The sequence below is a fragment of the Variovorax endophyticus genome, assembly GCF_025376855.1.
Taxonomy (GTDB): domain Bacteria; phylum Pseudomonadota; class Gammaproteobacteria; order Burkholderiales; family Burkholderiaceae_C; genus Variovorax.
In genome coordinates this window covers 1-23,851 of the sequence record NZ_JAHUTH010000046.1, presented here as the reverse complement: position 1 = coordinate 23,851, position 23,851 = coordinate 1, and the positions used below count along the sequence as shown (strand labels likewise).

General features: G+C 70.5%; 22 protein-coding genes and 3 tRNA genes. 21 read left to right on the top strand and 4 right to left on the bottom strand.

What is annotated here, in order from left to right; all coding sequences use genetic code 11:
- Positions 1 to 8: 8 nt before the first annotated feature.
- Positions 9 to 1,340, bottom strand: a complete 1,332-nt coding sequence (locus KV106_RS37370) for a DotU family type IV/VI secretion system protein (protein ID WP_261217077.1) — start codon at positions 1,338 to 1,340, stop codon at positions 9 to 11.
- Positions 1,341 to 1,588: 248 nt separating this feature from the next.
- Between KV106_RS37370 and KV106_RS37365 the strand changes: the two genes are divergently transcribed.
- Positions 1,589 to 2,278, top strand: a complete 690-nt coding sequence (locus tag KV106_RS37365; RefSeq protein WP_057596795.1) for a response regulator transcription factor — start codon at positions 1,589 to 1,591, stop codon at positions 2,276 to 2,278.
- Positions 2,279 to 2,314: 36 nt separating this feature from the next.
- Here the strand turns inward: KV106_RS37365 and KV106_RS37360 are convergent, their stop codons facing one another.
- On the bottom strand, positions 2,315 to 4,126 hold the full coding sequence (locus tag KV106_RS37360; RefSeq protein ID WP_261217073.1) for an acyclic terpene utilization AtuA family protein: 1,812 nt from the start codon (positions 4,124 to 4,126) through the stop codon (positions 2,315 to 2,317).
- A gap of 154 nt (positions 4,127 to 4,280) precedes the next feature.
- On the opposite strand from KV106_RS37360, the gene KV106_RS37355 reads away from it, so the two are divergent.
- The 7 genes from KV106_RS37355 (at position 4,281) to KV106_RS37325 (ending at position 12,636) form a co-directional block, all read left to right on the top strand.
- Positions 4,281 to 5,456, top strand: a complete 1,176-nt coding sequence (locus KV106_RS37355; protein ID WP_261217071.1) for an acyl-CoA dehydrogenase family protein — start codon at positions 4,281 to 4,283, stop codon at positions 5,454 to 5,456.
- 24 nt (positions 5,457 to 5,480) lie between these two features.
- Complete coding sequence (locus KV106_RS37350; protein ID WP_261217069.1) at positions 5,481 to 6,314, top strand: TIGR03084 family metal-binding protein; 834 nt, start codon at positions 5,481 to 5,483, stop codon at positions 6,312 to 6,314.
- Positions 6,311 to 7,204: a DUF2156 domain-containing protein gene (locus KV106_RS37345; RefSeq protein WP_261217067.1), complete on the top strand. Its 894-nt coding sequence runs from the start codon at positions 6,311 to 6,313 to the stop codon at positions 7,202 to 7,204. The genes KV106_RS37350 and KV106_RS37345 overlap by 4 nt, the downstream gene beginning before the upstream one ends.
- Positions 7,205 to 7,271: 67 nt before the next feature.
- A complete protein-coding gene (locus KV106_RS37340) occupies positions 7,272 to 8,180 on the top strand; it encodes an amidohydrolase family protein (RefSeq protein WP_261217065.1) in 909 nt (302 codons plus the stop codon).
- Between the two features lie 69 nt (positions 8,181 to 8,249).
- Entirely contained in the window at positions 8,250 to 9,872 is a 1,623-nt protein-coding gene (locus KV106_RS37335; protein WP_261217063.1) for an acyl-CoA carboxylase subunit beta, read from the top strand.
- Between the two features lie 17 nt (positions 9,873 to 9,889).
- Positions 9,890 to 11,863: an acetyl/propionyl/methylcrotonyl-CoA carboxylase subunit alpha gene (locus KV106_RS37330; protein ID WP_314733668.1), complete on the top strand. Its 1,974-nt coding sequence runs from the start codon at positions 9,890 to 9,892 to the stop codon at positions 11,861 to 11,863.
- Positions 11,860 to 12,636, top strand: a complete 777-nt coding sequence (locus KV106_RS37325; protein WP_261217059.1) for an enoyl-CoA hydratase/isomerase family protein — start codon at positions 11,860 to 11,862, stop codon at positions 12,634 to 12,636. The genes KV106_RS37330 and KV106_RS37325 overlap by 4 nt, the downstream gene beginning before the upstream one ends.
- A 16-nt stretch (positions 12,637 to 12,652) precedes the next feature.
- Here the strand turns inward: KV106_RS37325 and KV106_RS37320 are convergent, their stop codons facing one another.
- On the bottom strand, positions 12,653 to 13,546 hold the full coding sequence (locus KV106_RS37320) for a LysR substrate-binding domain-containing protein (protein ID WP_261217053.1): 894 nt from the start codon (positions 13,544 to 13,546) through the stop codon (positions 12,653 to 12,655).
- Between the two features lie 109 nt (positions 13,547 to 13,655).
- Here KV106_RS37320 and KV106_RS37315 point away from each other — a divergent pair, with 109 nt between their 5' ends.
- Positions 13,656 to 14,645 carry an ornithine cyclodeaminase family protein gene (locus tag KV106_RS37315; protein WP_261217046.1) on the top strand — a complete coding sequence of 330 codons (990 nt, stop codon included), beginning with the start codon at positions 13,656 to 13,658 and terminating at the stop codon, positions 14,643 to 14,645.
- Positions 14,646 to 14,700: 55 nt separating this feature from the next.
- Positions 14,701 to 15,429, top strand: coding sequence for a phosphoglycolate phosphatase (gene gph, locus KV106_RS37310; RefSeq protein ID WP_261217037.1), 729 nt, complete (start codon positions 14,701 to 14,703; stop codon positions 15,427 to 15,429).
- A 15-nt stretch (positions 15,430 to 15,444) separates the two neighbouring features.
- Here gph and KV106_RS37305 read toward each other — a convergent pair whose 3' ends face one another.
- Positions 15,445 to 16,044, bottom strand: a complete 600-nt coding sequence (locus KV106_RS37305; protein WP_261217035.1) for a chalcone isomerase family protein — start codon at positions 16,042 to 16,044, stop codon at positions 15,445 to 15,447.
- A gap of 373 nt (positions 16,045 to 16,417) precedes the next feature.
- Here KV106_RS37305 and trpE point away from each other — a divergent pair, with 373 nt between their 5' ends.
- The 11 genes from trpE to KV106_RS37250 all read left to right on the top strand — a co-directional run bounded on the left by trpE (position 16,418) and on the right by KV106_RS37250 (position 23,727).
- Entirely contained in the window at positions 16,418 to 17,920 is a 1,503-nt protein-coding gene (gene trpE / locus KV106_RS37300; RefSeq protein WP_057597578.1) for an anthranilate synthase component I, read from the top strand.
- The gene (locus tag KV106_RS37295; RefSeq protein ID WP_261217025.1) at positions 17,917 to 18,309 is read left to right on the top strand and encodes a GxxExxY protein; all 393 of its coding nucleotides are present in this window, start codon (positions 17,917 to 17,919) and stop codon (positions 18,307 to 18,309) included. The genes trpE and KV106_RS37295 overlap by 4 nt, the downstream gene beginning before the upstream one ends.
- Entirely contained in the window at positions 18,306 to 18,890 is a 585-nt protein-coding gene (locus KV106_RS37290) for an anthranilate synthase component II (RefSeq protein WP_057597579.1), read from the top strand. The genes KV106_RS37295 and KV106_RS37290 overlap by 4 nt, the downstream gene beginning before the upstream one ends.
- Before the next feature lie 4 nt (positions 18,891 to 18,894).
- Positions 18,895 to 19,953, top strand: coding sequence for a low-specificity L-threonine aldolase (gene ltaE, locus KV106_RS37285; protein WP_261217023.1), 1,059 nt, complete (start codon positions 18,895 to 18,897; stop codon positions 19,951 to 19,953).
- 27 nt (positions 19,954 to 19,980) lie between these two features.
- Positions 19,981 to 20,640 (top strand): LysE family translocator, encoded by a 660-nt coding sequence (locus tag KV106_RS37280; protein ID WP_261217020.1) that lies wholly within the window; start codon positions 19,981 to 19,983, stop codon positions 20,638 to 20,640.
- Positions 20,641 to 20,661: 21 nt separating this feature from the next.
- On the top strand, positions 20,662 to 21,684 hold the full coding sequence (gene trpD, locus KV106_RS37275; protein WP_261217018.1) for an anthranilate phosphoribosyltransferase: 1,023 nt from the start codon (positions 20,662 to 20,664) through the stop codon (positions 21,682 to 21,684).
- A gap of 32 nt (positions 21,685 to 21,716) precedes the next feature.
- A complete protein-coding gene (trpC, locus tag KV106_RS37270; protein ID WP_261217016.1) occupies positions 21,717 to 22,517 on the top strand; it encodes an indole-3-glycerol phosphate synthase TrpC in 801 nt (266 codons plus the stop codon).
- Between the two features lie 61 nt (positions 22,518 to 22,578).
- Complete coding sequence (locus tag KV106_RS37265; protein ID WP_261217015.1) at positions 22,579 to 23,286, top strand: uracil-DNA glycosylase; 708 nt, start codon at positions 22,579 to 22,581, stop codon at positions 23,284 to 23,286.
- A 110-nt stretch (positions 23,287 to 23,396) separates the two neighbouring features.
- Positions 23,397 to 23,482, top strand: a tRNA-Tyr gene (locus tag KV106_RS37260).
- Between the two features lie 65 nt (positions 23,483 to 23,547).
- Positions 23,548 to 23,621: transfer RNA gene (locus KV106_RS37255), tRNA-Gly, on the top strand.
- A gap of 31 nt (positions 23,622 to 23,652) precedes the next feature.
- Positions 23,653 to 23,727, top strand: a tRNA-Thr gene (locus KV106_RS37250).
- The last annotated feature ends 124 nt before the right edge of the window (positions 23,728 to 23,851 follow it).

Sequence of the window (23,851 nt, the reverse complement as noted above, 5' to 3'; positions counted from 1 at the left end):
CGCGGTCCTCAGCGCGCCTGGGTCTCGAGGAACACGAAGTCGGCGATCAGCCGCTCGCCGCCCTTGTTGGCCGCGAGCGCCTCGCGCAGCTGCAGCAGATAGGCCGAGGCCAGTTCGAACGGGGGCCGGTCGGCGGTCTCGTGGAAAGGCATCGGCGACGAGATCACGGTCACCAGCACGCTGCCGAAGGGCGGGCTCACGAGCCAGCTCGAGGGGATGTCGCGCCCGAGCTCCAGCTTCTCGCCGGCGCGCAGCCGGGTCGGCGCCTGGCCCGCGTTGAGGTGCATCACCGAGCCGTCGGCGGTGTAGTAGTCGACCCACAGCACGCTGTCGTGGCGCGGCGCCGTCACCTCCACGCGCACGGCGTCGCCCTCGCGCAGGCGGCCCTGCCGCGCGGAGGGCAGGGCCAGCCCGAGGCCGTAGGCCTTGTCGGCATTGCGCGCCTGGTAGGGCTTGAGGATCGCGAACACCTCGCAATGCGGCCACACGCGCACGCCGAGCTCGAAGCGCGGCGCCTTCACGCCCGGCAGCCGGCCCACGTCGTGCTGCACGTTGGCGACGTCGGCCGGCAGCGAGACGAAGCCGCTGACCTTGAGCGCGCCCTCGGCATCGACCGCCACCGCGAGGTCGGCGCAGGCGTAGCTCTGGAGCTGCTGCTCGACGCGCTGCGCGAGGTCGGCCTCGGGCCGCGGCGCGCCGGCCAGCCAGGCCCACAGCAGGTAGAGCAGCGGCACCAGCAGCGCCAGCGCCGCGCTCGCGCGCAGCAGCGAGCGGTCGCGCCGCCGCATGTCGATCGGGGCGGGCGGATCGGGCTCGGCATAGGGCTGCGGCGTGATGCGCTGCTGCGCGAGGCTGCCGAGCGCGAGCGGCGCAAGCCGCAGCTGGCGCCCGTGCAGCTCCTTGAGCTTGCCGAGCTCGCCGCGGTCGCCGTGCTCGAAGTAGTACTGGCCCTTGAAGCCCAGCGCCAGCGCATGCCAGTAGACCTCGCGCACCTCGTCGTCGCGCGCGCCCAGCGCCGACAGGTGGTGGAAGAACTCGCTGTGGGCGTTGTTCGAGGCGAACAGCTGCACCTGCAGCGGCGCCGCGCCCCGGGCCGCGCCCGGGTGGCGCGCGAGGATCTCGTCGATCCAGGCGACCATCGCGAAGGCGGCCGATTCGAGCTGCGCGGGCGACAGCGGTGTCGCGTTCGCCCGCGCGCATGCGCGCGCCTCGTCGAGCAGCAGGCGGGCCTGGCGCTGCGCGGCGTCGTGGTCGAGCGTGGGGCGGTTCGCGGCGATCGCGGCATCGAGCGCGAGCCCGAACGAGACGAAGGCCGAATGGCAGTCGATCAGGCGGGCCATGAAGACACGCGCGCCGGCTCAGGCCGCGGCGAGCCGCCGCGCGAGAGCTGCCCTGCACCGGCGCCTGCTTCGTTGGCACATGCCCATGTCTCGCTTCCTTCGGGTTGGCGATCATTCTTCTCAGCGGCCCCGGGGCGCGCCATATCGCTTGGGGCCTATGCCGTTCGGGCAGCGCGCCAGCCTTGCTGCGCGGGGCATTCGCCGGTATCGTCGGCGGTCGCTGAGTCAATGCACGCTGGGGTTAAGCCATGAAAATTCTGATCGCCGACGACCACCGGCTCGTCATCGAGGCGGTCAAGGCCAAGTTGTCCGAGCTGGAGCCCGGCATCGAGTTCGTGCTGGTCATGAGCGTGGACGAGCTGCTGGCCGGTGCCACCGACGACCTCGACCTGGCATTGATCGACCTCAACATGCCCGGCGCCGACGGGCAGGCCCACATCGACGAGATCCGCCGCCGCCACCCGGCCGTGCCGGTGATCGTGCTGTCGGGCTACGAGGATCCGGCCATCATGCGCGCCGCCCTCGAGCGCGGCGTGCTCGGCTTCATTCCCAAGGCCTATTCGCCCGAGGTCATGCTGTCGGCCGTGCGGCTGGTGCTGGCCGGCGGCGTCTACGTGCCGCCGATGATGCTGACCGCGCTGCCGCCCGGCATCGTGGCCGGCGTGGCGCCGCAGCCCGGCGCCGACGCCGCGCGCGCGCCCGGTGCCCCGGCCGCCTCGCAGACGCTCGAGCACCTGCGCAACGTGCTGACCGAACGGCAGGTGGAGGTGCTGCAACTGCTGTCGCAGGGCAAGCCCAACAAGCTGATCGGCCGCAGCCTCGGCATCAGCGAGGGCACGGTCAAGATCCACCTCGCGGCGATCTTCCGCGCGCTCAACGTGCGCAACCGCACCGAGGCGGTGGTGGCGGCGCAGGCCTTGACCGAAGCGCAGGCCTGACCCAGACCCGAGACCGTTCGGGCCGCCCCTCTCGTTTCAGCGCCGTTGCGCCGCCTGCGCCACCGCGCGCGGCACCTTCACCCGCATGTCGAGCAGCATCTGCCCCATGCCCTTGCCCAGCGGGTCCATGCGCATCGACGAGGGTCCGCCGCCGTCGAGCGCCCCGTGCAGCAGCAGGTTCATCGCCGCGATGCCCGGCAGGTGGAAGCGCTCGACCTTGCCCCGCACCAGGTGCGCGAAGTAGGCGCCCACCGCCTCGGGCGTGACGCGGGACCACAGCAGCGGCAGCCATTCGGGCCGGCGCGCCACCAGGCCGATGTTCGAGAGGTCGCCCTTGTCGCCGCTGCGGGCCCAGGCCAGGTCGATGAGCCGCAGTTCGACCTGTTCGCCGCCGTCGTCGGCCAGGGGCGGTGGTTCCGCCATCGGCGGCGCGGTGCCATCGCCCTCGCCGGACGGGATCGCCACCGCCCGCCGCTCGCCGTCGATCACGAAGGACACCGGCACCTGCGCCTTGGCGAGCAGGAAGGCGAAGGGCTTGACCAGCGGCGACACCGAGGGCCGGCCACCCCCGGGCCCGGTGGTGCCCGGCGACCACGAGGTGCCCGCGGGCGCGATCTCGCGCGCGAAGATCTCGAGCGCGGCCTTCTGCGGATGGTCGACCGCCACGCGCATCATCGCCTCGCGCACGCCATGGGTGCGCGCATGCGGGCCGTAGAGCGTCTCGGCGCCGATCGCCTCGATGTGGCTGCGCGTGAAGGGCGCGAGGCCCAGGCGCGCGAGGATGCCGCCGGTGCGCTCGAGGATCGCCTCGGCCGTGCGCCGCGCCTTGCGCTCGGCATCGATGCCCACGATCACCAGGCTGCCCGCGCAGCGGAAGCCGTCGAGCTGGGTGGCCGAGACCTTGTAGGCCGGCGTCGGCGCGCGGCCGCGCGCGGGGCTCACGCGCACGCGGTCGGAGCCCTCCTGCTCGATCGTCACGGCGCGGAAGTCGCAGCTCACGTCGGGCAGCAGGTAGGCGCCCGGGTCGCCGATCTCGTAGAGCAGCTGCTCGGCCACCGCGGCACGGATCACCTTGCCGCCCGTGCCCTCGGGCTTGGTCACGACGAAGCTGCCGTCGGCCTGGCATTCGACGATCGGGTAGCCGATGTTCGCCCAGTCGGGGATGTCTTCCCAGTCGGTGTGCAGGCCGCCCGTGGCCTGGCAGCCGCATTCGATGATGTGGCCCGCGAGGCTGCCCGAGGCCAGCCGGTCGAAGTCGCCGGGCTGCCAGCCGAACTCGTGCATCAGCGGGCCGAGCGTGACCGCGCTGTCGACGCAGCGACCCGTGATCACCACGTCGGCGCCCGCGGCCAGCGCGGCGGCGATGGGCAGCGCGCCCAGGTAGGCGTTGGCGCTCAGCACCTTCTCGGGCAGGGCCTCGCCCGTGAACATGTCGCGCGTGCCGGCGGCACGCAGTTCGGCCATGCGCGCGCCGAGGTCGTCGCCCTCGACCACCGCGATGCGCAGCGGCACGCCCTGGGCCTCGGCCAGCGCGCGCAGCGCGGCGGCGCAGCCCTGCGGATGGATGCCGCCCGCGTTGCTCACCACCTTGATGCCCTGGCGCTTGATCTCGGCGAGCACCGGCTTCATCGCGATCTCGACGAAGTCGGTGGCGTAGCCGAGCTCGGGCTTCTTCGCGCGCGCCGCGGCCAGGATCGCCATCGTGGTCTCGGCCAGGTAGTCGAACACCAGGTAGTCGAGCCGGCCGTGCTGCACGAGCTGCGGCGCGGCCACCATGCTGTCGCCCCAGAAGCCCGAGGCGCCGCCGATGCGGACGGTCTTGGTCGGTGCGGCGGTGGATGAAGGCATGGCGGTCCTCGGGTGGCGGATGGAAGGGCCAGCTTAGCGATGCGGCCGCGGCGCGGCTTGCGTCGAGTCGCTGCGCCTCGCGTCGCCGGGCGCAGCCTGTTGGCGCAAGACCCGACCGGCGCCCGGCGCTAGCCTCGTGCGCCAAGGAGACATCATGGAATTCCTGGACGCCCCGCCGCTGCCCTTCTACTTCTCCGCCGAGCACGAAGCCTTCCGTGCCGGCCTGCGCGCCTTCGTGGCGCGCGAGATCGCGCCCTTCGTGAGCGAATGGGACGAGGCCGAGACCTTCCCACGCGATCTCTACCGGCGCGCGGCCGAACTCGGCGTGCTGGGCCTGGGCTATCCCGAGGCGCTCGGCGGCACGCCGGCCGACCTGTTCCACCAGCTGATCGTGGCCGAGGAATTCGCGCGCTGCGGCGCGGGCGGCGTGCAGGCCTCGCTGAACTCGCACAGCATCGCGTTGCCGCCGATCCTCAAGGCCGGCAGCGAGGAACTCAAGCAGCGCGTGATCCCGCCGGTGCTGGCCGGCGAGAAGATCGCCGCGCTCGCGATCACCGAGCCCGCGGGCGGCTCCGACGTCGCGGCGCTTCGGACCACCGCGGTGCGCGACGGCGACCACTACGTGGTGAACGGCGAGAAGACCTTCATCACCTCGGGCGTGCGTGCCGACTTCATCACCACCGCCGTACGCACCGATCCCGCGAACAAGGGGGCGGGCGGCATCTCGCTGCTGGTGATCGAGGGCGACACGCCGGGGCTCGCGCGCACCTCGCTCAAGAAGATGGGCTGGTGGAGCTCCGACACCGCGCACCTGCGCTTCGAGAACTGCCGCGTGCCCGCGCGCAACCTCGTGGGCACGGAGAACCAGGGCTTCAAGCTCGTGATGAACAACTTCAACGGCGAGCGCCTGCTGATGTCGGCGCTGGCCTGCGGCTTCGCCGAGGTCTGCCTCGAGGAAGCGGTGGACTGGGCGCGGCAGCGCGTCACCTTCGGCGTGCCGCTGGCCGAGCGCCAGGTGGTGCGCCACAAGCTCATGGACATGACCCTGCGCGTCGATGCCGCGCGCACCCTGGTCTACGACCTGGCCTACCGCATCGAGCACGGGCTGGCCGATCCGGCGAAACTCGTGGCGCGCGTGTGCCTCGCGAAGGTGCAGGCCACCCAGGCCATGCAGTTCTGCGCCGACCAGGCGGTGCAGTTGCTAGGCGGCATGGGCTTCATGCGCGGCACGCGCAGCGAACGCATCTACCGCGAGGTCAAGGTGATGATGATCGGCGGCGGATCGGAAGAGATCATGAAGGACCTGGCGGCCCGGCAGCTCGGGCTCTGAAGAACGAGAAGGACGACACCCACGATGAACGATTCGACGAACGGCCCCAACGCGGAGACCGCGCGCGACCTGCGCGACGAGTACGCCGAGCTCGCCGCGCTGTGCGCCACGCTCACGCCCGAGCAGTGGCGCGCGCCCAGCGTGTTCTACGGCTGGTCGCCCTGGGACGAGATCGCCCACCTGTGCTTCTTCGACGAGACCTCGATGCTCGCGCTGAACGATCCCGAGGCCTTCGTGCGCGATGCCGCGGCGCTCAACGCGCAGTTCGCGCAGGGCCGCGAGATCAGCTCGCTGGCGCGCGAGAAGTACGGTGCGCTCGACGGCCCCGCGATGCTCGCGCTGTGGCAGCCGATCTCGATGCAGCTGGCCGACGCGCTCGCGGCGCTCGACCCGAAGGCGCGGCTGCCCTGGTACGGGCCGATGATGAGCGCGCGTTCGTTCGCGACCGCGCGGCTGATGGAGACCTGGGCCCATGGCCAGGACATCTGGGACCTGATGCGCCGGCGCCGGCCGGCCAGCGCGCGGCTGCGCCACATCGCCCACATCGGCGCCACCACCTTCGGCTGGACCTTCGTCAATCGCCAGCTGCCGGTGCCCGAGCCCGCGCCCTACATCGAGCTCGACGCGCCCGGCGGCCAGACCTGGCGCTGGGGCGATCCGGCCTCGGCGGAATCGGTGCGTGGCGATGCGCTCGACTTCTGCCTGGTCGTGACCCAGCGCCGCCATCTCGCCGATACCGCGCTGCGCTGCACGCCGGGCAGCGCCACGCAGTGGCTGTCGATCGCCCAGTGCTTCGCGGGGCCGCCGGCCGATCCGCCGGCGCCGGGCGTGCGCGCGGTGGCCTACGACGCTGCATGAAGGTGGGGCAGCCGCTGTCGCTGGCGCTGCGCGAGGCGATCGAACCGGCGCTCGCGCGGCTGCGCGCGGGCAGCGCCGAGGGCTGCCTGTCGGACTTGACGTTCTCGAACCTCTGGCTGTTCCGCGAGGCCCACGACTACCGCTATATCGGGCCCGAAGACGACAGCTGGCCGCGCATTTCGGGCCGTACCTACGACGGCACGCGTCACCTGGTCCCGCTGTTCGCGCTGCCGCAGGCGCCGCCCGAGGCGCTGGCCACGATGCTCGAGGACCACGACTGCTTCTACCCGCTGTCGCGGCGCGACATCGAAGGCCTGAGCGCCGGCCGCTTCGCGCTGAGCGCCTCGCCCGACGATGCCGACTACCTCTACGACGCCAGCCGCTTCGCCGACTACGCCGGCCGCGCGCTGGCCTGGAAGCGCAGCCAGGTGCGGCAGCTGCTCGCGCAGTGCACGCCGCGCGCCGAGGTCTTCGGTCCCGCCTCGGCCGGCGCCGCGCTGCGCGTGCTCGAGGCCTGGATGGCGCAGAAGGGCAAGGCTGCGGGCGAAGCCGACGAGGCGCCATGCCGCGCAGCCATCGCCGACGCGGCGGCGCTCGGGCTCGAAGGCTTCGTGCATTTCGCGCACGACGAGCCGCTGGGCTTCGTGCTCGCGCAGGAACTGCAGCCCGGCGTGTTCGCGATGCGCTTCGCCAAGGGGCTCGACAGCCACGCGGGCATCTACCCGCACATGTTCCAGCACTTCTGCCGGCAGTTCGAGGCCCGGTTCGGCCGACCGGTGCGCTGGCTCAACTTCGAGCAGGACATGGGCATCGCGGGCTTCCGGCGCAGCAAGCGCTCGTACGCGCCGGCGGCGATGGTGCAGAAGTTCAGGGCACGGTTATTGCGCTGAGCCGGCGTGGCGGCGGGTATTCTTCCGCCGCCCACCGTGCCGACCGCATCCGCCGCGAGGAGCCCGCATGACCCGGACCACCGATTCCCTTCATCGACGCTGGACGCGCGCCGCGCTGGTCGCTGTCGCCGCCGGCTTCGCATTCGCGGCCCAGGCCGCCGACTACACCGGCCCACTGTTCGACACCCACCTGCACTACAACGAAGAGGCCTGGAACGGCAGCAGCGGCCCGTTCCCGCCGGCCGAGGCGCTCGCGCGCATGCAGCGCAACGGCGTGCGTGCCATCGTCGGCAACTCGCGGCCCAACGACGGCACGCGCACGCTCGCGGCGCTGCGCGAGACCCGCGAGGCCGGCGTCACCGTGGTGCCCTTCGTGCGGCTGTACCGCAACCGCGCCGACTACAGCAACTGGTTCCGCGACGAGAGCATCCACGAGATGGTGCTGGCCGAACTCGAGCGCGGCACCGCGAGCGGGCCCTACCGCGGCATCGGCGAGTTCCATCTCTACGAGAGCGCCAATGCCAACGGCCCGGTCGCGAAGAAGCTGATGGCGCTGGCCGAGCGCAGGCAGCTCGCGGTGCTCGCGCACGTGGACGACGAGGCGGTCGACCTGCTGATGGCCAACACGCCGAGCCAGGGCCGCGACACGCGGCTGATCTGGGCCCACACCGGCATCGGCGGCACGCCGGTGGCGCGCGTGCGCCAGATGCTCGAGCGCTATCCGAAGCTGATGGGCGAGCTGTCGTACCGCCCGGGCCTGGTCTGCGAGGGCGGCACGCTGTGCGCGCCGTGGCGCGAGCTGATCCTGGCCTTTCCCGACCGCTTCCTGATCGGCTCCGACACCTGGGTCAACCAGCGCTGGAGCGCCTACGACGAGCTGATGCGCGGCTACCGCGGCTGGCTCGGCGAGCTGCCGCCCGCGGTGGCGCAGCGCGTGGCCTGGGACAACGCGGCCGGGCTGTTCGGCGTGCGCTGATCCCCAGCCACTGGGCACAAGACGCCCCGGGGGGCGCTGCCTAAGCTGCCATGGACTCTTCCGCAGACCATGGCCACCATCGAATCGACCCTCTCCCCCTACGGCGAAGCCTTCCAGGCCAATCGCGCCCACATGCTCGCGCTGCTCGAGCGCGTACGCGGCTGCGAGCAGCGCGCCGCCGCCACCTCGGAGCGCTCGCGCGAACGCTTCGAGAAGCGCGGCCAGTTGCTGCCGCGCGAGCGGCTGTCGCTGCTGCTCGACCCCGGCACGCCCTTCCTCGAGCTCTGCTCGCTCGCCGGGCTGGGCCTGGACAACCCCGACCTCGACAAGAGCGTGCCCGGCGGCGGCGTGATCGCGGGCATCGGCCAGGTCTCGGGCCTGCGCGTGATGGTCAATGCCTCCGACTCGGGCATCGACGCCGGCGCGCTGCAGCCCATGGGCATTCCGAAGCAGTTGCGCATCCAGGAGCTCGCGCTCGAGAACCGGCTGCCCTACGTGCAGCTGGTCGAGAGCGCGGGCGCCAACCTCATGACCTACAAGGTCGAGGAATTCGTGACCGGCGGCAGCCTGTTCCGCAACCTCGCGCGGCTGTCGGCCGCCGGCCTGCCGGTGCTGACGGTCACGCACGGCTCCTCGACCGCGGGCGGCGCCTACCAGACCGGCCTGTCGGACTACATCGTGATGGTGCGCGACCGCTCGCGCGCCTTCCTCGCGGGGCCGCCGCTGCTGAAGGCCGCCACGGGCGAGATCGCGACCGAGGAGGAACTGGGCGGCGCGCTGATGCACAGCTCGGTGTCGGGGCTCGGCGACTACCTGGCCGAGGACGACCGCGACGCGATCCGCATCGCGCGCGAGATCCTCGCCCACATCGACTGGAACCGCGAGCTGCCGGCGCCGCCGCCGCGGCGCTTCAAGCCACCGCGCTTCGATGCCGAGGAGCTGCTGGGCATCATGCCGGCCGACCTCAAGCGACCGGTCGACATGAAGCAGGTGATCGCGCGCATCGCCGACGACTCCGAGTTCCTCGAGTTCGGCGCCGGCTACGGCAGCGCCACCGTGGTCGGCCACTTCAAGATCGAAGGGCTGCCCGTGGGCGTGGTCACCAACAACGGCCCGATCGACAACGCGGGCGCCACCAAGGCCGCGCACTTCATCCAGGCCTGCTGCCAGTCGCGCACGCCGATCCTCTACCTGCAGAACACCACCGGCTTCATGGTCGGGCGCGCGCACGAGGAGGGCGGGATGATCAAGCACGGCTCGAAGATGATCCAGGCCGTGACCAACGCGACCGTGCCGCAGATCACGATTTACTGCGGCGCATCGTTCGGCGCCGGCAACTACGGCATGTGCGGGCGCGGCTTCCATCCGCGCTTCTGCTTCTCGTGGCCCAACGCGCGCACCGCGGTGATGGGCGGCGAGCAGGCGGCGCAGACCATGGTCAACGTGACCGAGGCCGCGATGCGGCGCAAGGGCGGCGAGATCGACCGCGCGAAGCTTGCCGAGATGGAGCGCCGCATCGTCGAGCGCTTCGACAGCCAGATGAGCGTGTTCACCACCAGCGCGCACGTGCTCGACGACGGCGTGATCGATCCGCGCGACACGCGCGCCGTGCTCGCGAAGCTGCTGGCCGTGTGCCGCGAGGCCGAGCTGCGCGAGCCGCAGCCGATGCAGTTCTCGGTGGCGCGGCCATGAGCGAGGGGACGCAGTCCATGACCTTCCACAAGATCCTGATCGCCAACCGCGGCGAGATCGCGCTGCGCGTGATGCGCAGCGCGCGCGCCCTCGGCTACCGCACGGTGGCGGTGTATTCGAGCGCCGATGCCGGCGCGCGCCATGTGCGCGAGGCCGACCAGGCCGTGTGCATCGGCGAGGCGCTGCCCGCGCAGTCCTACCTGCGCATCGAGGCCATCGTCGAGGCCGCGCGCCGCACCGGCGCCGACGCGGTGCACCCGGGCTATGGCTTCCTGGCCGAGAACGCCGCCTTCGCGCGCGCCTGCGAGGAGGCCGGGCTGGTCTTCATCGGCCCCTCGGCCGAAGCCATCGAGGCCATGGGCCACAAGGCCGGCGCCAAGGCGCTGATGCAGGCCGCGGGCGTGCCCTGCATTCCGGGCTACCAGGGCGAGGATCAAGGCGAGGAGCGGCTCGCGCGGGAAGCCGCGCGCATCGGCTTCCCGGTGATGATCAAGGCCACGGCCGGCGGCGGCGGGCGCGGCATGCGGCTGGTGCCGTCGGCCGAGGAGTTCGCACCCCTGCTGCGCAGCGCGCGTTCGGAGGCGCAGAGCGCCTTCGGCGATCCCGAGGTGATCCTCGAGCGCGCGATCGCGCAGCCGCGGCACATCGAGATCCAGGTCTTCGCCGACCGCCACGGCCATGCGATCCACCTGGGCGAGCGCGACTGCTCGGTGCAGCGGCGGCACCAGAAGCTGATCGAGGAGGCGCCTTCGCCGGCGGTGGACGCCGCGCTGCGCGAGCGCATGGGCGCGGCCGCGGTGGCGGCCGTGAAGGCGATCCGCTACGAGGGCGCGGGCACGCTCGAGTTCCTGCTCGACGGCGGCGGCAACTTCTACTTCATGGAGATGAACACGCGGCTGCAGGTCGAGCATCCCGTGACCGAGGCCGTGACCGGCCTCGACCTGGTGGAACTGCAGCTGCGCGTGGCCGCGGGCGAGCCGCTGCCTCTCGCGCAGCAGGACGTGCGCTTCGAGGGCCATGCGATCGAGGTGCGGCTGTGCGCGGAAGATGCGGCGCAGGGCTTCGTGCCGCAGAGCGGCACGCTCGCGCTGTGGCGGATGCCGCCGCGACTGCGCGCCGAGCATGCGCTGTATTCGGGCGCCGAGGTGCCGCCGTATTACGACTCGATGATCGCCAAGCTCGTGGCCCATGGCCGCACGCGCGAGGAGGCGCGGCGCAAGCTGGCCACGGGGCTCGAGGATGCGGTGGCGCTGGGCGTGACGACCAACCAGGCCTTCCTGCGCGCCTGCCTCGTGCATCCGGTGTTCGCGGCGGGCGGTGCCACCACGGCCTTCATCGGCGAGCACCAGGCGGCGCTGCTGCAGGCCGACGAGGCCGCGGCCGCACGCGCGGCGGCGCTCGCGGCGGTGCTGCTCTACGAACGCGCCGACGACACGCAGGCGCGGCGACTGCCGCACAAGCTGCCGATCTCGCTGCGCTTCGAGCTCGCGGGGCAGACGCGGCATGCGAGCGTGGTGCTTACCGGGTCGCGCCAGTTCCAGGTCACGCTCGATGCGCAGGCCTTTGCGATCGAACTGATCGAGCACGGCGACGACGGCGTGCGCTTCGCCTGCGATGGCGTGCACGAGAGCGCCGCGTACTGGCGCGACGGTACGCTGCTGTGGCTGCAGTACCGCGACCGCGCGCTGCGCATCGAGGACACCACGCGCGCGGCCTCCGCGCGCCAGGGCGGCGCGGGCGGCGGCGACGGCAAGCTGCGCGCCTCGATGAACGGCCGCGTGGTCGCGGTGCTGGCCGAGCCCGGCCAGGTCGTGCGCGCGGGGCAGCCGCTGCTCACGCTCGAGGCGATGAAGATGGAGCACGTGCATGCCGCGCCGGTGAGCGGCCGGCTGGCCGCGCTGCATGTGCGCATCGGCGACCAGGTCGAGGCACGCCGTGTCGTGGCCGAGATCGAGCTCGATGCCCCCGTTGCCGAAGGAGTCGCGCCATGAGCACCGCCGCCGTATTGCACGAGAAGCGCGACCGCGCCTTCTGGATCACCATCAACCGTCCCGACAAGCGCAATGCGCTCAACGCCGAGGTAGTGGCCGGCCTGCGCGAAGGCTGGCGCCTCGCGCATGCCGATCCCGAGGTGCGCGCCATCGTGCTGACCGGCGCGGGCGAGAAGGCCTTCTGCGCCGGCGGCGACCTGCAGCCCGGCGCGGGTTTCGCGTTCGACCTCGCGCAGCCCACGCTGGACTACGCCGACCTGCTGCGCGAGACGCAGGCCGGCACCCTGCCGAGCATCGCGCGCATCAACGGCACCTGCATGGCCGGCGGCATCGGCCTCCTGTGCATGACCGACCTCGCGGTGGCCGCGGACACGGTGCAGTTCGGCCTGCCCGAAGTGAAGATCGGCCTGTTCCCGATGCAGGTGCTGAGCCTGCTGCAGCGCATCGTGCCGCGCCGCACCCTGCGCGAGTGGTGCCTGAGCGGCGAGCCCTTCGGCGCGGCCGAGGCGAAGGATGCCGGTCTGCTGAACCACGTGGTGCCGGCCGACGCACTCGATGCGAAGACGCAATGGCTGCTCGAGCGCCTGACCGACAAGTCGCCGACCGCGATCCGCCGCGGCAAGTACGCGATGCGCGCGCTCGAGGCCATGTCCTTCGACGAAGGCATCGCCTTCACCGAGGGGCAGATCGCGCTGCTCGCGGGCACGCAGGATGCGAAAGAAGGGCTGGCCTCGTTCAACGAGAAGCGCAGGCCGGTCTGGACCGGGCGCTGAGCGCGGCACGCCGCGCTCAGGCGAAGGGCGCGCTGGTCACTTCGTCCATGAGCCACTGCGTGAACGACTGCAGCGCCGCGCTCGGCGCGCGGTCCGCGGGACGCACGAGGTAGTAGGCGCTCCCCGGATCGACGGTGTGCGCGAACGGCGCCACCAGCAGTCCGGCATCGAGGTCCTCGCGCACCAGGGCCGTGAAGAACAGCGCGAAGCCATGGCCGTCGAGCGCGGTGCGGCGCAGCGCGTGGGAGTCGTCGATGCGGGTGGTGTCGAGCGGGCCAGCCTCCACTCCCGCCGTTGCGAACCAGGCGCTCCAGTGCGCGGCATCGAACTCGTGGAACAGGCGGCGGCCGCGCAGGTCGCGCGGCCTGGGCTTGCGCGGCAGCGTGGCCAGGAGGGCAGGGCTGCACACGGGCGCGAGCGTGCCCGGCACGACCAGCCGGGCCTCGACGCCGGGCCAGCGCCCGTCGCCCCAGCCGATGCCGGCATCGACCGGATCGCGCAGGAAATCTGCGGGCTGGTAGGCATGGTGCAACTGCAGGTGCAGCCGTGGATGCCGCGCCCAGAGCCGCCCCAGGCGCGGCGTGAGCCAGCGCGCCGAGAAGTACGGGGCGACGCTCAAGGTCAGCGTGTCGGGCCGCGCGGCGCGGCGCAGCCGGTCGATCGCGGCCTCGAGGCCCTGGAAGCCCTGGGCGCAATCGGCGCAGAGCTGCCGTCCTTCGGCCGTGAGTTCGATGCGGCGGTGCGAGCGCAGCACCAGCGGCATGCCGAGCTCGGTCTCGAGGTGGCGCACGTGGTGGCTCAGGGCCGACTGCGTGACGTGCAGCTCCTCGGCCGCGCGCTTGAAACTGCCGTGGCGAGCCACCGACTCGAAGGCGCGCAGCTTCGTGAGCAGGAACAGGGGCAGCGGCATGCGGGCGATCCTAGAAGTGAGTTTGCTTCACGTCAACGCAGAACGAATCAATTGAACGAAACAAGGCGGCTTCGCAGAATTCATCTTCACATCAATGAAGGAGATTCACATGAGCAACCAGCCTGCGGCGTTCGAGATCGCGAAGGGACCGCGCCGCGTCATGACGCTGAGCGAAGCCGAGGTGGCGCGCCTGCTCGATCCGCGCGCACTGCTCGACGGCCTGGAGGACGGCTTTGGCGCGCTCGCGCGCGGCGAGGTGCAGTCGCCGGCGCGGCCCGAGCTCACGGTGCCGGGCCGGGGTTTCTCGCTCGCGATGCCGGCATGGCGCCCGGGCATGCAGATGGCGATCAAGGTGGTCAACGTATTCGACGGCAACCTCGCGCTCGGGCTGCCGAACCACCTCGCGATGATCCTGCTGTTCGAGCCCGAGACGGGCATGGCCTCGTGCGTGATGGACGGCACCTTCATCACCGGCATCCGCACGGCCGCTTCGGCGGTGCTGTCGGCGCGGCTCTTGGCGCGCCCGGACGCGCGCGTCGCGACCATCGTGGGCGCGGGCGTGCAGGCGCGCGAGCACCTGCGGCTGCTGCCGCTGGTGCGCGACCTCGAGCGCATCCATGTCTGCGCGCTGCATCCCGAGGAGGCGCGGCGGCTCGCGGCGCGGCATCCGCTCGCGCGGGCCGGCGAGGACATCGAGGCGGCCGTGCGCGACTCGGACATCGTCTGCCTCGCGAGCCACAGCGCCCAGCCCGTGATCCGGCCCGAGTGGCTCAAGCCCGGGGTCCACGTGTCCTCGGTCGGCTACCACCCGCCGGCGGGCGAACTGCCGGTGGCGCTCGCGCGCGAGGCGCGCCTGTTCGTGGAGACGCTCGATGCCTTCGAGCCGGTGCCCGTGGGTTGCGCCGAGCTCGCGGGCTGCGACCGCCGGCGCGCGACCACGCTCGGCGAGGTCGTGCTCGGCACTTCGCCGGGGCGGCGCGATGCGCGCGAGATCACGGTCTACAAGGCCATGGGCATCGCGATGGAGGACATGGTGGCAGCCAACCTGGCCCATGCGGCCGCGCTGCGCGAAGGCGGCGGCGCGGCGATGGCGTGGTGAGCCACGTCATCCGCCAGCGGGGCTCTGTAAAGTCGCGGGCAGTCTTCGCAACGCCATGAGCCCCTCTTCCTTGAACTCCATCGATTTCGACTCCACCCGCTTCGACGCCGCCATCGTCGACCTCGACGGCACCACCATCGACACGCTCGGCGATTTCGCCGTGGCCCTGAACCGCATGCTCGAGGACCTCGGCCTCGCCACGCTGCCGCGCGAGCGCATCGAGCTGATGATCGGCAAGGGTTCGGAGCACCTGATCCTGTCGGCGCTGCAGTACGTGGCCGCGGCGGACGGTGCCGACGCACCCGCCGCCCTGGTACGCGCGCAGGCGCAGTTCGAGCGCGGCTGGGAGCGCTACCAGCACCACTACCTCGCGATCAACGGCCAGCATGCGGCGGTGTATCCGGGCGTGGTCGAGGGGCTGCGGGCGCTGCGCGACCGGGGGCTGAAGCTGGCCTGCCTCACGAACAAGCCGACGGCCTTCGCGAAGCCGCTGCTGGCCCAGAAGGGGCTCGACGGCTTCTTCGAGCGCGTGTTCGGCGGCGATGCCTTCGAGCGCAAGAAGCCTGATCCGCTGCCGCTGTTGAAGACCTGCGAGGCCCTGGGCACGCAGCCCGCGCGCACGCTGATGATCGGCGACTCGAGCAACGACGCGCGTGCCGCGCGCGCGGCCGGCTGCCCGGTGCTGCTGGTCACCTACGGCTACAACCACGGCGAGCCGGTGCGCGCGGTCGATGCCGACGGCTTCGTCGATTCGCTGGCCGAACTGGCGGCGCCGCGCCGCTGAAGCTTCGGCCGCAGCTCAGGACGGCTTGCCGAGCAGCGCGTCCTTGAGCTTCCAGTCGGCCGGGCTCGGGCCGAGCCAGATGCGCAGCAGCGCGTTGAAGAAGGCGGGCTCCTTCACGGGATCGGGCTGCGGCACGCCGCGCACCGTGATCAGCGTGCCGGTGCCGGGCAGCCAGTCGATGGTGAAGGTGTCGCCGGCCTTGAGCTGCTTCTGGTCGGCGAACATCTGGCCCATGCGCAAGAGGCCTGGGATCAATTGGCCCATCTCGCTCTTGGGCGAGTTGTCCTCCACGCCCTTGATGAAGAGCTTGCCGAGTTCGTTGGCGTCGATGTCGCGCAGCATGGTGATCGCCACGCGCTTCGGGCCGGGCACGGCCAGCGCTTCCTCGGGGGTCGAGGCCTTGCGGCCCATGTAGAGGCCGGCCGTGTAGACCTTGAGGATGGCCTTGTAGCGCACGCCGGCGCCATTGAGCTGCAGCGGCGTGCCGCGCAGCTCGAGGTTGTCCTCGAGCTTGACGCCCGCGACATCGACCGGGGCGGCGCGTGCCGGCGCGGCGACGGCCAGCGCCGCGGCGAGACCGGCCAGCAGGCACAGGCGCGCGAGCGGTCGTGACACGAGCGGAAGTGCGGTCGAGCGTGCGGACAAGGCGGCCTCCTCTGGAATTTGCGAACGGTCGTGCGAATGTATCTTTTCGTTTTATCGCTTCGGCTCCGGGGGAACCCTGAAGCCCGGCCTTGCGCGTGCTGTCGTTTTCGTGGGCTAAACTCCGGCCCTCATGTTCGTTCATCACATCCATCAGACAGGTGAAGGCAGCCGGGGAGCCTGGCCCTGGCGTACGCCATCGACGCTGCCTGTTTGATTGCACGGCGCACGCCGTGCGCCTGCGGTTCCGGATCGCCCCGACGCCGAACCAACCCCCCTCTGTTTGTGAACGAGACCGCTCCCGGCCGATGAAAGCGCGCCGGGCCGGCTTTCCGGAGAACGACACGTGATCACCGAACTCGAATTCAAGAGCCTCAGCGCCCAGGGCTACAACCGCATCCCGCTGATGGCCGAGGCCTTCGCCGACCTCGAAACCCCCCTGTCCCTGTACCTCAAGCTGGCCCATTCGCAGGGCGGCGGCAAGCACAGCTTCCTGCTCGAATCGGTCGTGGGCGGCGAGCGCTTCGGCCGCTACAGCTTCATCGGCCTGCCGGCGCGCACCCTGCTGCGCGCCAGCGGCTTCGGTGCCGAGGCCGTCACCGAGGTCGTCACCGACGGCCAGGTGGTCGAGACCGCCGCGGGCAATCCGCTCGACTTCGTGGCGCAGTACCAGAAGCGCTTCAAGGTCGCGCTGCGGCCCGGGCTGCCGCGCTTCTGCGGCGGGCTGGCCGGCTACTTCGGCTACGACACCGTGCGCCACATCGAGCGCAAGCTCGAGCAGAGCTGCCCGCCCGACACGCTCGGCTGCCCCGACATCCTGCTGCTGCAGTGCGAGGAACTGGCGGTCATCGACAACCTCTCGGGCAAGCTCTACCTGATCGTCTATGCCGATCCCAAGCAGCCCGAGGCCTATGCCAACGCCAAGCGCCGGCTGCGCGAGCTCAAGGAGAAGCTCAAGTACTCGGTGAGCGCGCCGATCGTGAAGCCCACGCAGCCGCATCCGGCCGAGCGCAGCTTCGCCAAGGCCGACTACCTCGCGGCGGTGGAGCGCGCCAAGGAGATGATCGCCGCCGGCGACTTCATGCAGGTGCAGGTGGGCCAGCGCATCAGCAAGCGCTACACCGAGTCGCCGCTGTCGCTGTACCGCGCGCTGCGCTCGCTCAATCCCTCGCCCTACATGTACTACTACCACCTGGGCGACTTCCACGTGGTGGGCGCCTCGCCCGAGATCCTGGTGCGCCAGGAGCACACCGGCGAGGGCGAGCAGAAGATCACCATCCGCCCGCTGGCCGGCACGCGCCCGCGCGGTGCCTCGATCGAGCTCGACAAGGCGGCCGAGGTCGAGCTGATCAACGATCCCAAGGAACGCGCCGAGCACGTGATGCTGATCGACCTCGCGCGCAACGACATCGGCCGCATCGCCAAGACCGGCACGGTGAAGGTGACGGAAGCCTTCGCGGTGGAGCGCTACAGCCACGTGATGCACATCGTGAGCAACGTCGAGGGCACGCTGAAGGACGGCATGACCGCCATCGACGTGCTCAAGGCCACCTTCCCTGCCGGCACGCTGACCGGCGCGCCCAAGGTGCATGCGATGGAGCTGATCGACCAGCTCGAGCCCACCAAGCGCGGCCTGTACGGCGGCGCCTGCGGCTACATCAGCTATGCGGGCGACATGGACGTCGCGATCGCGATCCGCACCGGCATCGTGAAGGACCAGGTGCTGCACGTGCAGGCCGCGGCCGGCGTGGTGGCCGATTCGGTGCCCGAGCTCGAGTGGAAGGAGACCGAGGCCAAGGCGCGCGCGCTGCTGCGGGCGGCCGAACTGGTCGAGGAAGGCCTGGAATGAGCAACGCACCCGATATCCAGAACGATTTCTCGCACGAGATCATCGGCGCCGCCGTCGAGGTGCAGCGCGTGCTCGGCACGGGGCTCGACGAACGCGCCTATGCCGCGGCGCTGGCCATCGAGCTCGCCGAGCGCGAGATCGGCTTCGCGCGCGATGTGACGCTGTCGGCGAGCTACAAGGGCCGTTCGCTCGGCGAGGTCTATCGCGCGGGCTTCGTGATCGAGCAATCGGTCATCGTCGAACTCAAGGCGGTCGACGCGCTGACCGACCTGCATCGCGCGCAGGTGCTCGCCGCGCTGCGCCTGTCGGGCCTCAAGCTGGGCCTCCTGATCAACTTCAACGTGTTCCCCGTCGTCAAGGGCGTGCACCGGATTGTGAGCAAGCCATGAAACTGCTGATGATCGACAACTACGATTCGTTCACCTACAACATCGTCCAGTACTTCGGCGAGCTGGGTGCGGACGTGCAGGTGCATCGCAACGACGAGATCACGGTCGCGCAGATCGGCGAGCTGATCGCCTCGGGCGTGACGCGGCTGGTGGTGTCGCCCGGGCCGTGCTCGCCGGCGGAAGCGGGCGTGTCGGTGGCGGCCATCGAGGCCTTCGCGGGCAAGCTGCCCATTCTCGGCGTGTGCCTCGGCCACCAGGCCATCGGCGCGGCCTTCGGCGGCAGGATCGTGCGCGCGCAGCAGCTCATGCACGGCAAGACCAGCGAGATCACGACCACGCAGGAGGGCGTGTTCGCGGGGCTGCCGAAGACCTTCGTCGTCAACCGCTACCACTCGCTGTCGATCGAGCGCGCGAGCTGCCCCGAGGCGCTGGCCGTCACGGCCTGGACCGACGACGGCGAGATCATGGGCGTGCGGCACACCGGGTACGCGCACGACGTGCGCATCGAAGGCGTGCAGTTCCACCCCGAATCGATACTCACCGAGCACGGCCACGCCATGCTCAAGAACTTCCTGGACTGAAGCCATGACCGACCGCAGCGCCATCGTCGACCTTCGCAGCGACACCGTCACGCAACCCACGCCGGCGATGCGCGAGGCCATGATGGCGGCGCCGCTGGGCGACGACGTCTTCGGCACCGACCCGAGCGTGAATGCGCTGCAGGAGAAGATCGCGGCGCTGCTGGGCTTCGAGGCGGCGCTGTTCGTGCCGACCGGCACGCAAAGCAACCTCAGTGCGATCCTCGCGCACTGCGGGCGTGGCGACGAATACATCGTCGGCCAGATGGCGCACTGCTACCGTTGGGAAGGCGGCGGCGCGGCGGTGTTCGGCAGCGTGCAGCCGCAGCCGCTGGACCACGCGGCCGACGGCACGCTGCCGCTCGCGCAGATCGAGGCGGCGATCAAGCCCGACGACGCGCACTTCGCGCGCACCCGGCTGCTGGCGCTCGAGAACACGCTGGGCGGCAAGCTGCTGCCCTTCGACTACGTGCAGGCGGCGACCGAACTCGCCGCGCGCCACGGGTTGCAGCGACACCTGGACGGCGCGCGGCTCTTCAATGCGGCGACCGCGCAGGCGGCGAAGAACGGAAGCACCGACGTGCGCGCCGAGGCGCGCCGCATCGCGCAATGCTTCGACAGCGTGTCGGTGTGCTTCAGCAAGGGCCTGGGCGCGCCGATCGGCTCGGCGCTGGTCGGTTCGCGCGACTTCATCGCACGCGCCCACCGCATCCGCAAGATGGCGGGCGGCGGCATGCGCCAGGCCGGGCTGCTCGCGGCCGCGGCCGCGCATGCGCTCGAGCACCACGTCGACCGGCTGGCCGACGACCATGCGCTGGCGCTGCGCCTCGCGCAGGGGCTCGCGGGCATCGAGGGGCTGAAGCTCGAGATGCCGCACACCAACATCGTCTTCGTCGACCTCGAGGGCGAGGCCAGGGCGCGCTCGGCGGGGCTGATCGAGAGCCTCGAGCGCCAGGGCATCCTGGCCACGGGCCTGTACCGGCTGCGCTTCGTGACGCACCTCGATGTCGATGCCGCCGGTGTCGACCGCGCGGTGGCCGCGATCCGGGCCTACTTCGCCGCCTGATCCGTCGTTCGAGGAGAGGAGAACGCCATGCCCGATCTTCCCCATCTGCTGGCCTTCATCGCCGCCGGCTGGCTGCTGAACCTGACGCCGGGGCCCGACGTGCTCTACGTGGTCACCAACTCGCTGCGCTCGGGCGTGCGCGCCGGCATCGTCGCCGGGCTCGGCATCACCGCCGGCTGCTTCGTCCACATCTTCGCGGCGGCCATCGGCGTCGGCACGCTGATGGCGACCTCGGCCGCGGCCTTCGCGGTGCTCAAGTACATCGGCGCGGCCTACCTGCTGTACCTGGGCGTGCGCATGCTGCTGTCGCGCGCCGCGCCGCCGACCGACCTGGCGCAGGCCGCGGCGGCCACCGGGGCGCGCAGCCTGAAGGCGATCTTCCTCGGCGGCTTCTGGACCAACGTGCTCAACCCCAAGGTGGCGCTGTTCTTCCTGGCCTTCGTGCCGCAGTTCATCGCGCCCGGGGCGGAAAACAAGGCGCTGTATTTCGTGCTGCTCGGCGTGCTGTTCAACCTCAACGCGATCCCCGTCAACGTGGGCTGGGCGCTGGCGGCGGGCTGGATGGCGCGCCGCGGTGCCGTGCAGAAGGGCATGCACTGGCTCGACCGCGCCGCCGGCGTTCTTTTCATCGGCTTCGGCCTCAAGCTCGCGTTCACCGACGCCCCCGCGGCGCGCATCGGCCGCTGATTCATCCCGAGGAGACTTTCCATGATCACCCCCCAGGAAGCGCTGCAGCGCACCATCGAGCACCGCGAGGTCTTCCACGACGAGATGCTGCACATCGTGCGGCTCATCATGAGCGGCGAGTGCTCGCCCGTGATGATGGCCGCGCTGATCACCGGGCTGCGCGTGAAGAAGGAGACCATCGGCGAGATCACGGCCGCCGCGCAGGTGATGCGCGAGGTGTCGACCAAGGTGCCGGTGTCCGACAGCACGAACCTGGTCGACATCGTGGGCACCGGCGGCGACGGTTCGCACACCTTCAACATCTCGACCTGCTCGATGTTCGTCGCGGCCGCGGCCGGCGCCAAGGTCAGCAAGCATGGCGGGCGCAGCGTGTCGAGCAAATCGGGCAGCGCCGACGTGCTGGAGTCGCTGGGCGTGAACATCAACCTCAAGCCCGAGCAGATCGCGCGCTCGATCGAGCAGTCGGGCATCGGCTTCATGTTCGCGCCGAACCATCATCCGGCGATGAAGAACGTGGCGCCGGTGCGCAAGGAACTCGGCATCAAGACCATCTTCAACATCCTGGGCCCGCTGACCAACCCGGCCGGCGCCCCCAACATCCTGATGGGCGTGTTCCATCCCGACCTGGTGGGCATCCAGGTGCGCGCGCTGCAGCGCCTGGGCACCGAGCATGCGATGGTGGTCTACGGCCGCGACGGCATGGACGAGATCTCGCTGGGCGCGGCCACGATGGTGGGCGAGCTCAAGAACGGCGAGATCAGCGAGTACGAGCTGCACCCCGAGGACTTCGGCTTCCAGATGTCGAGCAACCGCGCGCTGCGCGTGGAGACGCCCGAGCAGTCGAAGGCGATGCTGCTCGGCGTGCTCGACAATCAGGCCGGCCCGGCGCTCGACATCGTGCTGCTCAACGCCGGCGCGGCGCTGTACGCGGCCAACGTGGTCGACTCGGTGGCCGCGGGCGTGACGCGTTCGCGCGAGGCCATCGCCTCGGGCGCGGCCAAGGCGAAGCTCGCCGAACTGGTGCGGGTCACCACCTCGGTCTGAGCCAGGAATCCAGCAGGAGCAAGAGAGAAGCCATGTCCGACATCCTCGACAAGATCGTCGCCGTCAAGCACCAGGAAGTGGCCGCCGCGAAGCAGCGCAGCCCGCTGGAGGCGGTTCGCTTCGACGCCGAAAGCCGCGTGCTGACGCGCGATTTCGAAGGCGCGCTGCGCGCCAGGATCGCGGCCGGCCACGCCGCCGTGATCGCCGAAGTCAAGAAGGCCAGCCCGAGCAAGGGCGTGCTGCGCGCCGATTTCATTCCGGCCGACATCGCGCAGAGCTATGCCGAAGGCGACGGCAAGATCAGCGCGGCCTGCCTCTCGGTGCTGACCGACAAGCAATTCTTCCAGGGCGGCATCGACTATCTGAAGCAGGCGCGTGCCTCGTGCGAGCTGCCGGTGCTGCGCAAGGACTTCATCGTCGACGCCTACCAGGTGTACGAGTCGCGCGCGATCGGCGCCGATGCGATCCTGCTGATCGCCGCCTGCCTCGACGACGCGCAGATGAAGGATTTCGAGGCCATCGCGCACGGGCTGGGCATGGCTGTGCTGGTCGAGGTGCACGACGCGGCCGAGCTCGAGCGCGCGCTGCGCCTCAAGACCCCGCTGGTGGGCGTCAACAACCGCAACCTGCGCAATTTCGAGGTCTCGATCCAGGCCACCATCGGCCTGCTGCCGGGCCTGCCGAAGGAGCGCCTCGCGGTGACCGAATCGGGCATCGCCACGCGCGAGGACGTCGCCACGCTGCGCGCCGCGGGCGTCCATGCCTTCCTGGTCGGCGAGGCCTTCATGCGTGCCGAGGAGCCTGGCGAGGCCCTCGCGGCGTTGTTCAAATGAGCGCCGCGCCGGGCCGCCCCAAGCAAGCTCGCACCGCAGTGCGCAGCACGGAGGTGTTTTCATGAGCCGCGCGGATCAGCTGGTCAGCAGCGATCCCGCCGACTGGCCGGTGGCGCCGGGGTGGCAGCCGCTGGTCGATGGTTTCTTCGGCGGTGCCGTGGGGCAGAAGCTGCAGGCCTTCCTGCGCGAGCGTCTCGATGCGGGCACGGTGATCTTCCCGCCGCAGCCGCTGCGCGCGCTGGAGCTCACGCCGCCCGAGGACGTGCGTGTCGTGATCCTGGGGCAGGACCCGTACCACGGGCGCGGCCAGGCCGAGGGGCTGGCCTTCTCCGTGGCGCCCGGCGTGGCGCTGCCCCCCTCGTTGCGCAACATCTTCAAGGAGCTTCAGCGCGACCTCGGCACGCCGCCGCCGCCGTTCCCGAACCCGGGCGGCAGCCTGGTGAAGTGGGCGACGCATGGCGTGCTGCTGCTCAACACCTGCCTCACGGTCGAGGAGGCCCAGCCGGCCAGCCATTCGGGGCGCGGCTGGGAGGTGCTGACGGACGCCGTGATCCGCCATGTCTCCGACGGCCCGAAGCCTGTTGTTTTCATGCTATGGGGCTCGCACGCGCAGAGTAAGCGTGCGTTGATCGACGTTGGCCGCCATAAGGTGCTGATGTCGAATCATCCGTCGCCGCTCTCGGCCTTGCGCCCGCCCGTTCCGTTCATCGGATGCGGACATTTCGGCGAAGCGCGCGCCTGGCGCGAGGTGCACCAGAAGGGGGTCTGAAAATTCGCGGATAATCGCCCGCAGTTCATTCCTCGAACGGTTTCCTTCGCTCCTTTCGGTGCTCGGGTTTCTGCATAGTCACAAAACCGTGCTATATTTCGAGGTTCGCCGGAGAGGTGGCCGAGTGGTTAATGGCAGCAGACTGTAAATCTGCCCTCTAACGAGTACGCTGGTTCGAATCCAGCCCTCTCCACCAGCGATGAATTTGGTTTCTAAGAGCGATTGGATCTAGCGCTTTGGGTGCCTTGAAGTGCCCCCGATGCGGGAGTAGTTCAATGGTAGAGCCCCAGCCTTCCAAGCTGATGACGCGGGTTCGATTCCCGTCTCCCGCTCCAGAGGCCGAGTTTGATGCAGGTTATGGCAAATGCCCTTTTGGCTCAGTGGTAGAGCACTCCCTTGGTAAGGGAGAGGTCGCGGGTCCGATTCCCGCAAAGGGCACCAGTTTTTCCCAGGGGTTGCAAGAGCAGCGTTGCGACCTTATCTGCGTACGTTGATATCGTTTTTTTTCGGAGTCGAAAAATGGCAAAAGGTAAATTCACCCGCACGAAGCCGCACGTGAACGTGG